16 protein-coding genes are annotated in these 17,865 nt (G+C 50.9%); 11 read left to right on the top strand and 5 right to left on the bottom strand.

All coding sequences use genetic code 11. The features are described from left to right. Nucleotides 1-25: 25 nt before the first annotated feature. Together ACYVI1_RS12125 and ACYVI1_RS12130 are read right to left on the bottom strand one after the other, a co-directional pair. Entirely contained in the window at nt 26-1,393 is a 1,368-nt protein-coding gene (locus tag ACYVI1_RS12125; protein ID WP_460910333.1) for a Gfo/Idh/MocA family protein, read from the bottom strand. Between the two features lie 47 nt (nt 1,394-1,440). Next, nucleotides 1,441-2,433 (bottom strand): Gfo/Idh/MocA family protein, encoded by a 993-nt coding sequence (locus tag ACYVI1_RS12130; protein WP_460910335.1) that lies wholly within the window; start codon nt 2,431-2,433, stop codon nt 1,441-1,443. A gap of 227 nt (nt 2,434-2,660) precedes the next feature. Between ACYVI1_RS12130 and ACYVI1_RS12135 the strand changes: the two genes are divergently transcribed. From ACYVI1_RS12135 to ACYVI1_RS12170, 8 genes are all read left to right on the top strand, one after another. Continuing rightward, complete coding sequence (locus ACYVI1_RS12135) at nt 2,661-3,341, top strand: NUDIX hydrolase (protein ID WP_460910337.1); 681 nt, start codon at nt 2,661-2,663, stop codon at nt 3,339-3,341. A gap of 18 nt (nt 3,342-3,359) precedes the next feature. After that, entirely contained in the window at nt 3,360-3,794 is a 435-nt protein-coding gene (locus ACYVI1_RS12140; RefSeq protein ID WP_460910339.1) for a nucleoside deaminase, read from the top strand. A 68-nt stretch (nt 3,795-3,862) separates the two neighbouring features. Further along, nucleotides 3,863-4,414 (top strand): hypothetical protein, encoded by a 552-nt coding sequence (locus ACYVI1_RS12145; protein ID WP_460910341.1) that lies wholly within the window; start codon nt 3,863-3,865, stop codon nt 4,412-4,414. Next, on the top strand, nt 4,395-4,688 hold the full coding sequence (locus ACYVI1_RS12150; RefSeq protein WP_460910343.1) for a hypothetical protein: 294 nt from the start codon (nt 4,395-4,397) through the stop codon (nt 4,686-4,688). The genes ACYVI1_RS12145 and ACYVI1_RS12150 overlap by 20 nt, the downstream gene beginning before the upstream one ends. Nucleotides 4,689-4,752: 64 nt before the next feature. Then, nucleotides 4,753-5,724 (top strand): polyprenyl synthetase family protein, encoded by a 972-nt coding sequence (locus tag ACYVI1_RS12155; protein ID WP_460910345.1) that lies wholly within the window; start codon nt 4,753-4,755, stop codon nt 5,722-5,724. Nucleotides 5,725-5,803: 79 nt separating this feature from the next. Next, nucleotides 5,804-6,424 carry a rhomboid family intramembrane serine protease gene (locus tag ACYVI1_RS12160; RefSeq protein ID WP_460910346.1) on the top strand — a complete coding sequence of 207 codons (621 nt, stop codon included), beginning with the start codon at nt 5,804-5,806 and terminating at the stop codon, nt 6,422-6,424. Further along, nucleotides 6,424-7,296 carry a LytR/AlgR family response regulator transcription factor gene (locus tag ACYVI1_RS12165; protein ID WP_460910348.1) on the top strand — a complete coding sequence of 291 codons (873 nt, stop codon included), beginning with the start codon at nt 6,424-6,426 and terminating at the stop codon, nt 7,294-7,296. Before ACYVI1_RS12160 ends, ACYVI1_RS12165 begins: the two co-directional genes overlap by 1 nt. A gap of 137 nt (nt 7,297-7,433) precedes the next feature. After that, nucleotides 7,434-8,129: a DUF2306 domain-containing protein gene (locus tag ACYVI1_RS12170; RefSeq protein WP_460910350.1), complete on the top strand. Its 696-nt coding sequence runs from the start codon at nt 7,434-7,436 to the stop codon at nt 8,127-8,129. Nucleotides 8,130-8,169: 40 nt separating this feature from the next. Here ACYVI1_RS12170 and ACYVI1_RS12175 read toward each other — a convergent pair whose 3' ends face one another. Beyond that, nucleotides 8,170-8,865: an SGNH/GDSL hydrolase family protein gene (locus ACYVI1_RS12175; RefSeq protein WP_460910352.1), complete on the bottom strand. Its 696-nt coding sequence runs from the start codon at nt 8,863-8,865 to the stop codon at nt 8,170-8,172. 87 nt (nt 8,866-8,952) lie between these two features. After that, nucleotides 8,953-10,030 (bottom strand): peptide chain release factor 2 gene (prfB, locus tag ACYVI1_RS12180; protein WP_460910354.1). Its coding sequence is split into 2 segments (ribosomal slippage): nt 8,953-9,969 and nt 9,971-10,030, totalling 1,077 coding nucleotides; the frame shifts between segments, so codons are not numbered across the junction. Nucleotides 10,031-10,184: 154 nt separating this feature from the next. Between prfB and lpdA the strand changes: the two genes are divergently transcribed. After that, a complete protein-coding gene (gene lpdA, locus ACYVI1_RS12185; RefSeq protein ID WP_460910355.1) occupies nt 10,185-11,585 on the top strand; it encodes a dihydrolipoyl dehydrogenase in 1,401 nt (466 codons plus the stop codon). An 84-nt stretch (nt 11,586-11,669) separates the two neighbouring features. Here the strand turns inward: lpdA and ACYVI1_RS12190 are convergent, their stop codons facing one another. Then, nucleotides 11,670-12,410 (bottom strand): glycosyltransferase family 2 protein, encoded by a 741-nt coding sequence (locus ACYVI1_RS12190; protein ID WP_460910357.1) that lies wholly within the window; start codon nt 12,408-12,410, stop codon nt 11,670-11,672. 145 nt (nt 12,411-12,555) lie between these two features. On the opposite strand from ACYVI1_RS12190, the gene ACYVI1_RS12195 reads away from it, so the two are divergent. Both ACYVI1_RS12195 and ACYVI1_RS12200 read left to right on the top strand, forming a co-directional pair. Further along, nucleotides 12,556-13,623 carry a TerC/Alx family metal homeostasis membrane protein gene (locus ACYVI1_RS12195; RefSeq protein ID WP_460910359.1) on the top strand — a complete coding sequence of 356 codons (1,068 nt, stop codon included), beginning with the start codon at nt 12,556-12,558 and terminating at the stop codon, nt 13,621-13,623. A gap of 159 nt (nt 13,624-13,782) precedes the next feature. Further along, nucleotides 13,783-17,856: an AAA domain-containing protein gene (locus ACYVI1_RS12200; RefSeq protein WP_460910361.1), complete on the top strand. Its 4,074-nt coding sequence runs from the start codon at nt 13,783-13,785 to the stop codon at nt 17,854-17,856. Nucleotides 17,857-17,865 lie beyond the last annotated feature (9 nt).

A 17,865-nucleotide genomic window follows, 5' to 3' on the forward strand; every position in this document is an offset into this window, starting at 1 on the left:
ATAACCTGTTTACACGCCCTTCCGATTAAACAGTTGGTTCCCAGCCTTTCTGGTATTCCCGCTGCCAAAGTTTTTCGGCTTCTTTGTTGTTTTTAATATGCCCGTTCGTCGGGTCGATTGTGAGCATATCACCCGACCGAAGCGCGATATTGCCTAACTGGCAAAGCAGCGTGCTTTTGTGCCCACCGACAATATCGGAGGCAAGGGCCGTTCCTTTTTTGATACCATCGAAGAAGTTTTGAATATGGATGGCATCCAGCGCCTGCGAGGGGTCCATCCTGTTGCGGGGATCAATCTGGAGGTCATTTTTGACGTCTTTAACCAGTTTATTGTCCAGGTCAAAAATTTTATAGGAATTGCCTGATTCAATCAGCAATGAGCCTTTTTCTCCATAAAACAGGACACCCACACTGGTTCCTTCAACGGTTCGTCCGTTGCAGCTTCTCCCTTCCCAGGTCATGGCGGTATTATTGGCGAACTCTAACGTAATCACCTGGGTATCCGGTGTTTCCCAGTCATCTTTGTACCGATACCGCCCACCCAACGAGGTTACTTTTGTTGGAAAATCGACACCCAGTCCCCAGCGCATCAGGTCGAGCATGTGGGTGCCGTTGTTGAGGGCCTCACCGGTGCCCCAATGCCAAAACCAGTGCCAATTGTAGTGAATGAGGTTGTCTTTGTAGGGTCGCCGGGGAGCAGGTCCCTGCCATAAGTCATAGTTCAGCCAGGCAGGAACCGGCACTTCTTTGCCAATGCCAATAGAGGCCCGGTTGTTGGTGTACCAGCCTTTAGCAAAATAAGGCCGGCCAATAACGCCTTCCTGTAGCTCCCGGATACCCGTTGCTACGTTGGGCCACGACCGGCGCTGATTACCCATCTGAATAATATTTTTGTACTTCCGGGCGGCTGCCAGCAGCAGTTCTCCTTCGTGTGGGTTATGGCTGCACGGTTTTTCGAGATAAACGTGTTTTCCGGCTTTGGAGGCCAGTATGGCCGCCGGAGCGTGCCAGTGGTCGGGCGCGGCTATAATCAGCGCATCTACGTCTTTGTCGTCCAGCGCCTTCCGAAAATCGGGCTGGTTTTTCGGCTTTGCCTGTTGAATGCCTTCGACCGTAGCCAGACACTTGCTGGCGGCTCGCGCATCCACATCCGATACGGAGATTACCTCGCAATTCGGCTGGAGGGCAAAATTGCCAGCCAGCGCCAGTCCCCGGCTATTTACCCCCATCATGCCCACCCGTATTTTTTCGTTGGCTCCCAGAATTCGGGCGTAGCTTTGGGCACTGAAACCGGGTAAAATACCACCCACCGTTAAGGCTGTGGTGCCCGTGATGGTCTGCCGAATGAAGTTTCTACGTGAATCGTCAGAAAAGGTATTTTCCGTAAGTTTCATGCCGATACGTCAGGTTTAGGTATAAGAAGCAGCCGAGCGGCATTTTATCACTTTGCGAATAGTTTCTTTTTTGCTTTTTCCAGTACCTCGTCCAGACTGACGGCTGTGCCGCCCCGGCGTTTGCTTTCGTCGGCGGCCTCCATAAACGCAACTAGTTCAATGGTTTCCGTTGGCAGCACGGGTGCCCTGCCGGTTTCAAAATAGTGAATAATTTCGTTCAGTAAAGGCTCGTAGCCACCATAAGGCCCCAGGGTAACATTGCCGGTCTTCGTATAAACGGTTCCGCCGTAGTCGTGCTTGCCGGTACGGGTGCCCCGGAATGTACCGATGCGCCCATCGGCCCAGGTGCCAATCACCACATCAGTTCCTTCTGAATGAACCCGTATCACCTGCTTACAACCGGTTCCCATAACGGTGTACAGGGTTTCTACGCCATGAATCCCGTACCAGAACAAATCAGGATGTGTTTTTTCCAGTACGGCCGGACTAAACGTGTCGGCCCCCAATACCTGGCTTTTGTCGATACTGTCGATGCCGTTGATATACCGTAACGAGGAGGCTGAGAAAATCGGAATAGAGTATGTGCGTGAAAGCTCAAAAATAGCCAGCACATCGGCCAGGGAAGCCGCTATTGGCTTGTCGACAAAAACACGCTTTCCTGCTTTAAGCACCTCGGTTACCTGCTCAAGGTGCAGCCGTCCGTCGTTGGTTTCCAGCAGAACGACATCCACCTGTCTGAGCAGTTCGCCAATTGAGTCAACAATGGCTACGTTCAGTTTACTGACTTCGTCGGTGTAGCCCGGAATGCGTTTTGTGCTGCTGTCAATATCCTTACTCCCAAACGGATAAGCCGCCACCACCCGATAACCCGCATAGGCTGAACCAGCATCGGGAGCGTTCAATGCTTTGGTAAACGCTACGCTGTGGGAGGTATCCAACCCAATAATGCCAACCCGTTTCCCCTGTTCTGACCGGCTATTGATTGGCCAGGCCGAATTGGTCAGGCATAGGACAACGCTCCCCAGAGTGGCCTTATGCAAAAAATACCTGCGGTTTTGATTTACTGTGCTCATCTATTGATCGAAAAGAATCCTGGTTAATGTAGTCATAGCAAACCTACAACGCTATACCTCCTAATACCCGGCCAAAGCAATGTGCTTCTACGCCGATAAACTTTTCTAAACGTCAATCGGCTGCGCTACCTTTACGTCGTCGAACAGGTTCATTGTCAGCTTAACGACGTACTTATTTTATCGCTACTGCCAGCATGAGTAAACAAGTTGAGCGCCTTGAGGATGCGCCTAAGTTTCGTTTCTGGAAAAGCCAGATGGAAGCGAACGGGCTGAAAATTAATGCGATAAAAGATTTCTACATTCGGCGCAGGCATAATGGCGAGGTGCTGTTTGCCATGCTCGAAGTGGATGCTGATACGCCCGAAGGCGATAAAATTCCGCCCGCGCTGTTTCTGAAAGGCCACGCAGCGTCGATACTGGTTTGCCTGATTGATAAAGATAGCCAGGAGAAATTTGTGGTCTTGGTGAAGCAACGACGTATTTCGGATGGGTCGCATACCTACGAGCACCCCGCCGGAATGGTCGACGCCAGCGATGCGCCCGACGAGGTAGCCGCCCGCGAATTAGGCGAAGAGATAGGCCTTACTGTTGCTCCGGATGAGCTGACCAAACTCAATCCGAAACTATGGTTCCCCAGCACCGGCACCAGCGACGAAGCCATGCACTATTTCTACATTGAGCAGGAGATGACCCGTAAGGAGATTATGGCGTTTCACCTGAAAAACATGGGCAACCAGGCGGAGTTTGAGCGGATTACGAGCGTAGTAGCTACCCTGCCCGAGGCCCATAAACTCGTCACAAACGTCAACGGCCTGCTGATTCATTTTTTATACCTGAAGCATGTCGGCGATTACGAAACGATGAAATTGTTGTAACGATAATTCCTAAACATCATGGACGAATTCATGCAGGAGGCCATTCGCCAGGCCCGTAAAAGTCTGAGCGAAGGTGGCATACCCATTGGCTCGGCGCTCATCAAAAACGGTGCGTTGGTGGCATCGGGCCATAACAAGCGCGTGCAGGAAAATAATCCGATTCTGCACGGCGAAATGGACTGCCTCAACAACGCCGGTCGGGTTGGTTCATTCCGAAATACGGTTATTTATTCTACATTGATGCCGTGCTACATGTGCGCGGGTACCATCGTGCAGTTTAAAATCCCGAAAGTGATTGTTGGCGAATCGCGGACATTTGCCGGGGCACGGGAATTCATGGAGCAGCATGGCGTTGAAGTCATTGACCTCGACCTGCCCGAATGTGTCGATATGATGAATCAGTTCATCGCCGAAAAGCCGACGCTCTGGAACGAAGATATTGGTGAGTTGTGAGGGCGGGTCTATGTTACCTTCCCTTCGCGGATGCGTCACATAGGCCTGGCTTTCACTAAACTGACCGTGTGAAATTTTTCTGGATTCTCCTTGTTGGTACACAACTCCTGACAGTTCCCGCATTCGGCCAGTCGCAACGTTCGGAAGTATGGCGGGAATATCCGGGCACCTGGCTGTTAAATGTTGGGCTTGGACCAACGCGCTACCTCGGTGATCTGAACGAACGATTCGATGTTGCCCACGCCCGGTTAGGAGCAGCCCTGAACCTGGCAATTGCTTACCGGTACTCGCCACAGCTTACCTTCCGGGCCGAAACGCAGGTGTATTACCTTCGGGGTAGTCATCAGCATACACATCTGGCCTATAATAATCTCTCATTTTATAGCCTGAATCCTGACGTTTGGGCGGGCATTCAGTGGGATTTCTGGCGGGCCGACGACCGAAACCATATCATTATTCCCTATGTGCTGGCTGGCGTGGGCTTGACCTGGCTAACTCCCAAAACGACATACAAAGGGCAGGCGGTGAGTTTAGCGCCGTTGCAGACAGAAGGCGTAGGGTATAATCGCCTGCCCTTTATGGCTCGATATGGGCTTGGGGGTGCCTGTTGCCGCATCTGAGCGGTTTAAGTTGCATCTGGAGGGGGCATATACACACGTATTCAGCGATTACGTGGACGATGTCAGCACGGTTTACCCTGACCGGGGCCGCATGAACCCACTGGCGGCTGCGCTCTCCGACCGTCGGGCCGAGTTAGGCCAACCGCTCAATCCGGCTGGCGCCAAACGGGGCAATCCGGGCTGGCGGGATGGCTATTTCGTGGTGTCGGCCCGGCTTCTCTTCACTATTATTACCACAAATCAGCGAAGTTACCGCCGGTCACGCGGTCGTTAGGGTTTTGGGGGCTTTTGCCTTATTTTTGGGCTAAAACCCCGGCAGATACGCCTGCCCCAGCCGAATGAGTCCAGCTATTTTTATTGATGCCCTTCAAAACGAACTTCAATGTATTCAGTATGGGCAGCACCCCCCCGAATTATATGACCCAATTCGGTACATTATGAGCCTTGGCGGCAAGCGGATGCGCCCGTTAATGACGCTCATGGCCGCTTACCTCTTCACCGACGACTGGCAGAAGGCCGTTCGGCCCGCACTGGGCGTCGAGGTCTTTCATAACTTCACCCTCATGCACGACGACATCATGGACCAGGCACCACTGCGCCGGGGCCAGCCAACGGTGCATGAAAAGTGGAATGGGAACATCGCTATTCTATCGGGCGATGTGATGCTCGTCAATGCCTATCAACTCTTGCTGAATGTAGAAGCCGACAAATTAAAGCGGGCTTTGGAGCGATTTAGCCGAACGGCTGCCGAGGTTTGCGAAGGCCAGCAGATGGACATGAATTTTGAAACCCGCTGGGATGTTACCGAAGCTGAATACATTGACATGATTCGGTTGAAAACGTCGGTTCTGCTGGGATACGCGCTTGAACTCGGTGGGCTGATTGCCGGAGCCGACAGCGAAACGACCCGCCATCTGTACGAAGGCGGAATGAACATCGGCATTGGGTTTCAGTTGAAAGACGATTTGCTGGATGTTTACGGCGACCCCGTTAAGTTTGGTAAGCAGGTTGGCGGGGATATTATTGCTAACAAAAAAACGTTTCTCCTTATTGAAGCCCTGCAACAGGCCACCGGTACCCTGCGTGATGAACTAACTGACTGGCTTAACAGGACACGCTTCGACAAAGCGGAAAAAGTGCGGGCCGTCACCACTATTTACGATCAGTTAACGATTCGGCAACTTACCGAAGCCCGTATTAACGACTACTTTGACCGTGGATTCGCCTGCTTCGATTTGGTTGAAGCCGACCAGGGCCGTAAAAAAATACTTATTCAATTTGCCCGGCAGTTGGTCGAACGGGAAAGCTGAAGGAATTACGAATTACGATGTACGATTTACTTCCGGCATCAGTAATAAATCGTACATCGTACATTATAAACCAACCTACATGATCATCACCCTTATTATTGTCGTTACGGTTATCATCAGCGTTGCCGCCTGGAATAATTATGGCCTGATGAACCGCTGGATTATGAATCCGTATCAGGTGGCCGAACGGGGGCAATATTACCGGCTAATCACATCGGGATTCCTCCACGCCGACTGGGGACACCTGATTTTCAACATGATAAGTCTGTACGTTTTCGGCGCGTTTATCGAGCAGGTCTTCGGCATGTTATTCGGCGCCGGTGGTCCGCCCTATCTGATTGGCTTTTATCTGGTCGCCATTCTGGTATCGGATATTCCAACGTTTTTGAAGCACCGCACCAATCCGGGCTACAATTCGCTGGGAGCATCGGGGGGGGTGGCGGCCATTATTTTTGCAACGATTCTGTTTCGCCCGTTAACACCAATTTATCTGTTCTTTATTCCGATTGGCATTCCCGGTTTTATTTTCGGGGGCTTGTACTTAGCGTATTCATACTACGAAGCTCAACGCGGTGCAGGCAATGTTAACCACGATGCCCACTTCTACGGGGCTTTGTTTGGCGTTCTGTTTATGATCATCGTTTATCCGCCGGTATTGTCCAGCTTTTTCGAGCAAATTGCCGGTTGGCGCCTGTTCTGATGCTCAACGTACTCAACCAGCCCTATCCAACCGAAGAGTCGGCATCGTCGAACGTGACGAAGGCGGTCGGGACGGGTCTGTTTGTTGGGTTGTTTCTACTGGTCTTTCAGCCGTTTGGTTTGGATGATTGGCAAACATCCGCCAAAACAGGTAAAATTCTGGGTTTTGGCGTTGTTACGCTGGTTGTTATGCTGGCCAATTACTTTATAGCGCCCGCGCTGTTTCCGCATTATTTCTCCGATAAACGCTGGACAGTTGCCAAAGAAATCAGCCGTATACTGGTCTTCATTACGGTTATTGCGTTTGGCAACCGGCTCTATTTAGGCTGGTTAACCAATGAGTCGGAGGTAATGGGCGGCTGGCTTTGGGCCATCGGTATCACGTTCCTCATTGGCCTGTTCCCAACGGCAGGGTTTGTGGTGCTCAATTACATTAATCAACTGAAAAAATACAGTCGGGCGGCTGGTAAATTGCCAGTTCATTCGCCCATGCTAACCCCTGCACCAAATGGCAAGGAACTGGCCGATGCTATGTTGACACTCATAGCCGAAAATGAAAAAGATAGTTTAACTATTGTAGCCAGCGATTTACTTTTTATTGAATCGAGCGACAATTACTGCACGGTTTTTTACCTTAAAAACGAACAGGTAACGAAGCCGCTGTTTCGTAGTAGTTTAAGCCGGCTGGAAAAGCAAATCAGGAAGGCCCACATTGTCCGGTGCCATCGTTCCTATGTCGTTAACCTCGACCGGGTCGAGCGTGTAACAGGCAACGCACAAGGCTACAAACTTCATGTAGTAGGCGGGCAGTTTCAACTACCCGTAGCGCGGCAATACAATGAGACGTTGGTGGCCCAACTGAAAGCGTTGTAAATCAGCCCACCATTCGTCCCAGCTATCCTTTTGGGTTACCAAACGTCCCTAACCTTACTGAATGACCCTTTTTATTGTACCAGGCCACCCGGTCGGTGTAGGTTTGCTTCGTCAAAAAAGCAAACCAAAAAACGGCCATGAAAACGCTGATTACCTTACTGCTCGTTACCCACATTGCCACCGGCATAACGGCCCTGCTGGTTGGACTGATTCCGATGTTCTCGAAGAAAGGAAGCCCGGTGCATAACCGCGCCGGACGAATTTATGTCTATTGCATGATTACCGTTGCCATCACGGCCCTGCTGCTTTGCGGATTACAACCGTTCAAAATGATGCGTCTGTTCCTGACGGGCATTGCCATTTTTAGCTTTTACCTGTGCATCACCGGCTGGCGAGCCACCAAACAAAAAAAGTCCGGGCCAGCAACAGCCGACAAGTTTCTCACCTGCTTAACGCTGGGCATAAGTGTGCTGATGGTTGGGTTTGGGGTGTATCTGCTGGTGCTGAACGGCGCATCGTTCTTTCCCGTTCTATTCTCTTTTTTCGGTGTATTAACTGGCGTTTTCGCCATGCAGGATGTCCGGCGATTTAGCCAGCCATCCGAAAAAATGCACTGGTTTTTTCAGCATTTCACCCGCATGGGCGGCTCGTATATTGCCACATTTACGGCCGCTTTAGTGACAAATTTCGACCGGATTCTACCCAAAAATGCGCCCGAATGGGCGGCTACTGCGGGCTGGATTGTTCCATCTATTCTTGGCGGAATACTGATTGGCCGAACAGTCCGGTATTATAAGCAGAAGTTCAATTTATCGAAGACGACGACTGCTTAGAAACTAAATTCGCCGGGTTTTGATCCAGCGAATGAGCCCATTAGTTGAGCAATTGCTTCGCTACCGGCAAGGCTTTCTCCGCCCACTGCTGCATTTGTTTGCCCGAATAATGCAGGCCATCCGAAGCAAACTGGGAATTGTCGCCGGCTGCCGACCGGGTTAACGGCGTAATATCCACATAAGCGATGCCTGCTTTCTGGCATTCCTCCTGGGCAATGGCGTTGAACTGGTCGATCTCACGGGTAATTTTGGCCTTGTCGCGTCCACCCGCAAAGGGCGAACTGCCCCAATCGGGAATGGACAGGACAAAAACGTGAGCGGCCTTGCCGCCTGCGAACTTGATGGCTGTTTGCAGCAGTTCCCGGAATTCGGTTCGGTAGCGGTCCTGGCTCTGGCCCCGATACTGGTTATTCACGCCAATCAGCAGCGAGACTAAGCTATAAGTTTTCTGATTACGGCTGGCCTTGATGGCCTCCTGCAACTCTGCTGTTGTCCAGCCGGTGCGGGCAACAATGTCCGGGTCAGCTACGTCCAGGCCATCTTTTCGGAGCATTCCGGCCAGTTGAACGCTCCACCGTTCATACTCCGACACGCTCTCGCCAATGGTGTAGGAATCGCCGAGGGATAGAAAGCTGTATGTAGACGCGCTGGTGTTTGGATTTATGACCATAGCAGGGTCTGGCGTTCGCTGGGTGCAGGCGAGTAGGAGGGTAGCAAGAAAAAGCGCGAGTTTCATGGTGTTGTTGAGTGGCTACGGGTTTATGTACGTCCAGAATTTCCTGATGGATTGTTCATAAACCCGTAGCCACTCAACATCTGAAAATTACTCCTGCTCCAGCAAAAACGCTTTGATGAAGGGGTCGATGTCGCCATCCAGCACGGCTTCGGTGTTGGAGGTCTGGTAGCCCGTGCGGTGGTCTTTCACGCGCCGGTCGTCGAGCACATAGGAGCGAATCTGCGATCCCCACTCAATTTTCTGCTTGCTGGCTTCTACTTCGGCGCGGGCTGCGTTGCGCTTCTGAACTTCAATTTCGTAGAGTTTGGATTTTAACAGCCGCATGGCCACCTCTTTGTTCTGCAACTGACTCCGTTCCTGCTGGCATTCGATAATGAGTCCTGATGGCCGGTGCTTTAGCCGAACTGCCGTCTCCACTTTGTTTACATTCTGGCCCCCGGCTCCGCCCGACCGGAACGTGTCCCAATCAATATCAGCCGGATTGACGTCAATCGTGATTGTATCGTCAATCAATGGGTAGGCATATACCGACGCGAACGACGTGTGCCGCCGGGCATTGGAATCGAACGGGGAAATACGTACTAACCGATGAACGCCGTTTTCGGATTTCAGAAAACCGTAGGCCAGGGCCCCATCGACCTCAATCGTAGCCGATTTGATGCCCGCCGTATCACCTTCCTGATAATCAACCTGTTTCAGGCCGTAACCGTGTTTTTCGGCCCAGCGCATATACATTCGGTAGAGCATATCGGCCCAGTCCTGGCTTTCGGTACCACCCGCTCCGGCATTAATTTCAAGAACGGCGCTGAGTTGGTCTTCCTCATTGCCAAGCATTTTTTTGAGTTCGAGGTCATCGAGCGTTTCCGAAACCTTGCCGCCTTCTTCGTCTACTTCTTCTTCGGTTACGTCGCCTGCTTCGTAAAATTCAAACAGCGTCTCAAGGTCGCCGAACTGGCTGTTTAGTTTTTCATAACCAGACGTCCAGCCCTTCAGGGCACGAACCTGCTTCATAACGCCTTCGGCACGGGCGGCATCGGTCCAGAATTCGGGCTGGAAGGTCTGCTGTTCGAGTTCAGCTAATTGTTCTTTCTTGGCATCGTAGTCAAAGATACCCCCTTAGAGCCTCTACTCTGGCCCTCAAGTCGGTCAACTGGTCAGTTGTCATGAACTTGTCGTATTGATTTGTCTATTTTTAATCCGCAAAGATAGAACAAAAGAAGGCGAGGCCGTGGTTTACTTCCGGTATCAACTTTTCAAACTACCTTTGCGTTCTCTCCGAAAGAGGTATTCATTTTACATTTTACATTATTCATTAACTAATGGCTTCACAGTACGATATAATCGTTGTGGGTAGCGGGCCGGGCGGCTATGTGGCTGCTATCCGGGCCTCGCAACTGGGTCTTAAAACCGCCGTTATCGAGCGCGAAAGTCTCGGTGGGATTTGTCTGAACTGGGGCTGTATTCCAACCAAAGCCCTGCTGAAATCAGCGCAGGTTTTTGAGTATATCAAACACGCTGCCGATTACGGAATTACGGTTTCGGGCGAATCGAAGGCAGACTTTGGAGCCGTTATCAAGCGGAGCCGGGGCGTTGCCGACAGCATGAGCAAGGGCGTTCAGTTCCTGATGAAAAAGAATAAAATTGACGTCATCAATGGGGTAGGCAAGGTAAAACCCGGTAAAAAAGTTGACGTGACCGGCTCCGATGGCAACGTCACTGAATACGAAGCGAAACATATCATCATCGCTACCGGAGGCCGCGCCCGCCAATTGCCAAGTGTGCCCATTGACGGCAACAAGGTGATTGAATACCGCAAGGCCATGTCGCTCGAAAAGCGGCCCGATTCCATGCTTGTCATTGGCTCCGGGGCCATTGGCGTCGAGTTCGCCTACGTCTATGCCAGCATGGGCACGAAGGTGACCATCGTCGAGTTTCTGCCCAACGTAGTGCCCGTAGAAGATGAAGACATCTCTAAAGAACTGGCCAAACAGTACAAGAAAATGGGCATAGACATTTATACGAAGTCGGAGGTGACGAAAGTTGACACCACTGGCAACGGCTGCAAGGTGTTCGTGAAAACACCCGATGGCGAAAAAACTTTCGATGTTGACATTGTGCTGTCGGCAGCGGGGGTAGTGGCTAACATTGAAAACATTGGTCTGGAAGAAGTGAGCATTGCCGTTGACCGGGGCAAAATCGTAACGGACGATTATTACCGCACGAATGTTGAGGGCTATTATGCCATTGGCGACTGCACCAAAGGGCAGGCACTGGCCCACGTAGCCTCTGCCGAAGCCATCATTTGCATTGAGAAAATTGCCGGGTTGCCGCACGTTGAGCCGCTTAACTACAACAACATCCCCGGTTGTACGTATTGCACCCCCGAAATTGCGTCGGTAGGATATACTGAGAAAGCTGCCCGCGAAGCGGGTTACGAACTTAAAGTAGGCAAATTTCCGTTCTCGGCCTCGGGCAAAGCGAAGGCTTCCGGTACACCCGAGGGCTTCGTGAAAGTAATTTTCGATGCCAAATACGGCGAATTTTTAGGCGCTCACTTCATTGGCAACAATGTCACCGAGATGATTGCTGAAGTGGTTACTGCCCGGAAATTAGAAACCACCGGCGAAGAAATTCTGAAGGCCGTTCACCCGCATCCAACCATGTCGGAGGCCATCAAAGATGCCACCGAAGCGGCCTACGGCGAAGCCATTCATTTGTAGAATAATGGCTAATGGATAATGTACAATGAATAATGAGTTGCCGCTTCATTATTCATTGTACATTATCCATTAGCCATTATTCTTTTACGTTAAAATCTTCCAGCGCATCAGGCCCAGTTTCGTGAAGCAATAAAGCACTGATGTCCGCAAAACTCCCAGACCGTAAATTGAACTTCGCCGAAAGTTGATCGACGAGGCTTCGTCAAAATACTTGGTAGGGCAGGTAACTTCACCAATTTCGTAACCCTTGTAGAAAATCTGGGCAATCATTTCGTTATCGAAGATAAAATCGTCGGAGTTGTGCGTAAAGTCTAAACTACGAAGCACCTCGCCCGAAAATGCCCGATAACCGGTATGATACTCAGATAGTTTCTGATTCATAAGCAGATTCTGCGTGAACGTCAGAAACCGGTTGGCAATGTATTTATACATCGGCATTCCGCCTTTTAGCGCCCCTTTGCCCAGAATTCTTGATGCAAACACAACCGGATACAGACCATTGCCAATAATCGAAATCATGGCTGGCAACAACAACGGTGTATATTGATAATCGGGGTGAAGCATAACCACAATATCGGCCCCAAGTTCAATAGCTTTAGCGTAGCAGGTTTTCTGATTACCGCCGTAGCCTCTGTTTTTATCGTGGCGAATGACGTGGCGAATGCCCAGTTGGCGGGCTACCTCAACCGTATTGTCGGGGCTGGCATCATCGACTAAAATAATATCATCGACTAAATCAAGTGGAATTTCACGGTAGGTACGCTCCAGGGTCAGGGCTGCCCGATAGGCAGGCATGACCACAATTACTTTTTTGTTGTTAAACATATGGGCAAAATTAAGCAGTGCGTATTACTCTGCCAATAATTTTGACAATTGAAGCCTTTCCCTTTGGCGTATTGGGCGTAGCTTTGTCTGCTTACCTGCAATGTTACCGAATCAAAGGCTATACTTGCCTGTTTTTGTAGTAGTTATGTTATCCAGCGAAATAATCTTTTTTCTTGCGTTTGCCGCTTTTGTTCTCTTCGTTATGGCATTGGACCTGGGCGCATTCTCAAAACGCCAGAGTCACATTGTTCAATTTAAAGAAGCCGCTATCTGGAGTGCCATTTGGGTTGCTCTCTCCGCTGCTTTTTACTTCTTCCTGAAGAATTTTGGCTATTTAGTTCATGGCATTGACACGTTTGCCCGCCTTCAGGAGGTGATCGGGCTTTATGCCGACCACGTTCAACTGGTTCCCGGCAATTTTCCGGCCAGTTTAGCCCGTTTTCAGAATAATATGTCACTGGAATACATTACGGGCTATTTGGTCGAATATTCACTCTCTGCCGATAACATCTTTGTCTTCATCCTGATCTTCAGTTCGTTTGGCGTTCGGGAGCGGTATTATAAGAAGATTCTGGTCTGGGGAATTTTGGGAGCCATTGTCCTGCGGTTTATTTTTATCTTCTTAGGTTCAGCCCTTATTCAGCGGTTTGAGTGGATTATGTATTTGTTCGGGGCTTTTCTGGTGTACACGGGAATCCGGCTGTTCTTCCAGAAAGAGGAGGAGGAGAAGATCGAGCCATCTAAGCACCCGGTCGTGCGGTTTGCCAGCAAATACCTGAACGTTTATCACCGCAACGTAACCGACAATTTCTTCATCCGCCGGAAATCAGATCGAAAGTTGTTTGTTACTCCCCTGTTTCTGATAGTTATTGTGGTGGCGTTCACCGACCTGGTTTTTGCTGTCGACTCGATTCCCGCTATTTTCTCAATTACGAAAGACCCCTATATCGTCTTCTTCTCGAACGTGTTTGCCATTATGGGTTTGCGGTCGATGTTCTTCTTCCTGTCGAGCATCATGAGCCAGTTCCGTTTTCTGAAGGTGGGTTTGGCGGTGTTGCTGACCTTTATTGGCGCTAAGATGCTGACCGAACACTGGCTGGCCGAACAGGGTTTTAAGCCCGTTTATTCACTTTACATTATCATCGGCATACTAACGGTTAGCATCCTGGCATCGTGGCTGATACCCGAAAAAAGAACCGCTCAGAATTCGTAAGGCCTACATCTTAGCGATTCTTTTTTCGAGAGGATTCCAGAATTACTCCGGATTTTACCAGGCGAATCCTGAAATCCTCTCGAAAAAAGAACCGCCCGAATAGTCGATTTAAAAGATTTTCGGGATTTTGCGTTCTACTTCTGTGAATCAGCAAATCTTGTGGAGATCCCAGGCCAGTCTATACTTAAAACCTTTCGTCGGCGCTTAACTAATCTCAGCAGCCGAAATCGGTCGCTCCTGCTTACAAGCCTGCCCGCCGGTCAGTTTCTGGATCTTCACGAAACGGATTTTCTGCTCAATAAATCATCATTTACTCTACTTGCTGATTTGATTGGTCGCAAGCCATCAGTAGCCTTGTGTGAGGTGCTCGATGCCCGGCAGGAACGCAGCAACGAGGTCAGCCGCAAACTTCGGCGCATTGCCCGCACCGCCCGATTTATTGAAGAAGAACGCGGAACCGAAGATTTATACGTGGGCTGGCCCTTTGTGAAGGGGAAATTTCTGGACGATACCGTTATTCATGGGCCACTGCTATACTTCCCCGTGCAGATTGAGCAGCAGGGAAAATTCTGGAAACTCACGCGCCGGGGCGATGAACTGGCTTTTCTGAACCCTACGCTGGCGCTGGCGTATGGGCAATTCAACCAGGTAAAACTGCCCGATGAGGTTGTCGAAAAAACAATGGACGACTTCGACCGCGACCCGCTGGCGTTTCGCACCCAACTCTACGAATGGCTTAAAACCAGCCCGCTCGAAATCAATTTCAATCCCGATTTATTCACCGATAAACTTCAGTTTTTCAACAAACAAACGGCTAAAGACCTTGCTCAACTCGAACGAACCGGCGAGCTAAAACTTTATTCGGAGGCTGTGTTGGGTATTTTTCCACAAGCGGGTTCGTTCCTGGTACCGGATTATGATGCGCTTTTGGCGGGTAGCGTGGAGCAGGGAGTAGGGGTGGTACGGCATTCCGGCGCGAAGCAAGATGTATCGGCGGAGACTAATTTTCTTGCCCCTTTCTCTTTGTTCCCTGCCGGAATGCCGTACCCCCCCCACTCCCTGCCCCCTGCCTCTTCTCTCCCAGAAAAATTCATCCATACGCCCCTCCCCATGGATGCATCGCAGGAAGCGGCTGTGCGGGCGGTGAAAGCCGGGCAATCGCTGGTGGTGCAGGGGCCGCCCGGCACGGGCAAATCACAACTGATTGCCAACCTGATGGCCGATGCGGCTGCCGGTGGCAAGCGCGTGCTGCTGGTCTGTCAGAAACGGGCCGCACTCGATGTTGTGCAGGAACGGCTTCGGCAAGTGGGGATGGCCCCGTTTCTGGCCCTGATTCACGATTTTCAGGATGATCGCCGGTCGCTCTATGTCCAAATTGCCGGACAGATTGAACAGGTCGACGCCTATCGCCAGCAGAACAATAGCTTAAATGCCGTGCTGCTTGAACGCGATTTTGACCTCGAGAGTCGCCGGATCGATGAAACTGTCGCTGATCTTAAGGTAGTTAAAGACACCTTATTTGATACGACGGTGTGTGGCGCTTCGGCCAAAGATCTCTATCTGACCAGTAATCCTGCCGCGCCCGTAATTTCGTTGAGCGGAAGTTATACACATTTTCGTGTTGATGGTGTGGATAACTTTGTTCGTCGGTTGACGGATTTTGCGGCTTATCAGGAACGGTTAGGGTTGGATCACCTTTGGAGTGAACGCGTTAGCTTTTCTGCCTTTACCAACGCCGACTTGGCAAAAACCGATCAGGCCATTACGCGCTGGCAGCAACTCCGCACGATGACGAATGAACAAACAGCTCAGTTGCTCGGCCGTTCGTTGTCAATCAGTGAATTAGCTAACTGGCAGAGCCATGACTGGGCAATAACAGCCTTGCTGGCCCTACTGAATACGCCCGATGTCGAGACGCTATGGGCAGTTATCAATCAGCTACGAAACAAGTCCAATCACCCTGCTTTGACGACTGAAGAAAGTCGTCTTGAGCAGGTAGCCGAGGCCTGGGATGAAACCCTCACGGCTCCTGGCCCGGAAACTACGCTCCCAACAACCGAACTGCGGGCATTTCGCGATTTACTCACCGACGCTCTGGCGAACCGTTCGTCGTGGGTGCGCTGGAATTGGTGGCAATTGACCCATTCTGGGAAAGCACAACTTCAGGCAGTGACCTCGGCCAATGGCCTAACACTATCGGTGCAGGATTTGCAAACACTGCTGACTAAAATAAATCAGCGCATTCGGCTGGAAGCGACACGACACGAAGCGCAACCGTTGCTGGCAGGCTTGTCGCTTGCTGATTCGCCCGAAAGCGTTCGGCTTCTGCGCCGGGCTAAACACCTGCTTGAACGGGTCAATGATCTAACGCCCATTCGCCAATTACCTGCTCCATTGTGGCTGACACATAGCCAATTCGCCGAAGCGTTAACCGCTTTGCTCCGAATGGCTGGTGGAGTGGCGCAGCAACAGACCGACGCTCAAACGTATCTGACAACCAATCAATTTGTTCAACTCTGGGAAGATGAAACCTTTGGCATTCAACTTCGTCAGGCGCTTCGACGTGATTTTGACCTGTTGGTTGAATCTGACCGGATTCGTGCGGGCTTTTCGGAGATAGAGCAAACGGTTATAAGGCAACTGGCGGGTAGCAACCCGACCGCTTGGGTAGCCACGTTTCAGAATTCTTTGCGCTTAGCCTGGCTCGATCATCTGGAACGGCAACACCCGGAATTATGCAGTGTCTCGTCGCTGAAGATGGCCCAGATGGAGCAAGCCCTACAGGAAAGTGTTCAACGCAAACAAGCCCTTAGTCGTGATATTCTGCTGGTAAAATTGCGCGACCAAACCTATCGGAACCTGACCGTCAATCGCCTGAACAACGTAGTTACCTACCGTGATTTACTCCATCAGACGACCAAAAAACGAAACGTCTGGCCGGTTCGTAAGTTGATGGAATCGTTTGCCGATGAGGTTTTCAAACTGGTTCCGTGCTGGCTGGCCTCGCCTGAATCGGTGTCGGCCATGTTTCCCCTGCGCGATGGCTTGTTCGACCTGGTCATTTTCGATGAAGCCTCCCAATGTTTTGCTGAAAACGGGATTCCCGCCATGTTCCGGGCCAGGCAGGTGGTGGTGACGGGCGATAATCAGCAACTGCGCCCCAGCGATCTATACCGGATTCAGTTGGCCGATCAAGAAGTCGAAGGTGATATCATTCCAACCGCGCTTGAAGTCGAATCGCTGCTCGAACTGGCCGCCCAGCAACTCCCGCAGGTCTCACTCACCGAACACTACCGAAGCCGTTCACTTGACCTAATCACCTTCTCGAACGCGCATTTTTACGGGAATAAACTCCAACTTCTCCCTTATTTCGACGTAATCAATCGCCACGAACCCGCTATTCGGTATTTGAACGTTAAAGGCGTATGGAAACAGAATACGAATCTTGCTGAAGCCGAAGCCGTGCTGCAACTTCTCGATCAGATAGCCACCGAGTTACCCGACCGTTCGGTAGGTATAGTCACGTTCAACTACCCGCAACAGCAGTTAATTCAGGAATTGCTGGAAAATTCACTCACCCCCAGTACTTCTCCCGGAAGTGAAGAGGAGGGGAAAGGTACCATAAGTACTCCTCTCGCCCTTTCTGGGAAAGGGGCCGGGAGTGAGGGGGTTTTCGTCAAGAATATTGAAAACGTGCAGGGCGACGAGCGGGATGTTATTATTTTTTCAATTGGCTACGCTCCCGATGAGCGGGGGCGCTTGTCGATGCAATTTGGGAGCCTGAATGCACGTGGGGGCGAAAATCGCCTGAATGTCGCCGTTACGCGCGCACGAGAGCGAGTGTACGTAGTGACGAGCCTGTGGCCCGACCAGTTAACGGTAGAAGGGGCTGCTAATGGCGGTCCGGCTCTGCTTAAATCGTATCTGAGCTATGCACTAAGTGTAGCACAGAAGCAATTTCGACCAGAGCCACAAACCAATCAGGTGCTTCCGGGTAGTTCGCTGCTGAAAGACAAATTAGCGGCTCAACATTCTAACTGGAAACCTGAACTCCCCTTTGCCGACCTGACTGTCAAAACAGACGATACCTACCAGTCCCTCATCCTAACCGATGATGACAGCTATTATCAGCAATCGCCCAAGCACGCTCATGCCTATTTACCCGTTGCATTACGTGCCCGAAACTGGCCGTTTCAGCGGATTTGGAGCCGGGAGTTCTGGCGGAGTAAGTAAGGTGGTGAT

Source organism: Spirosoma areae, assembly GCF_054781775.1.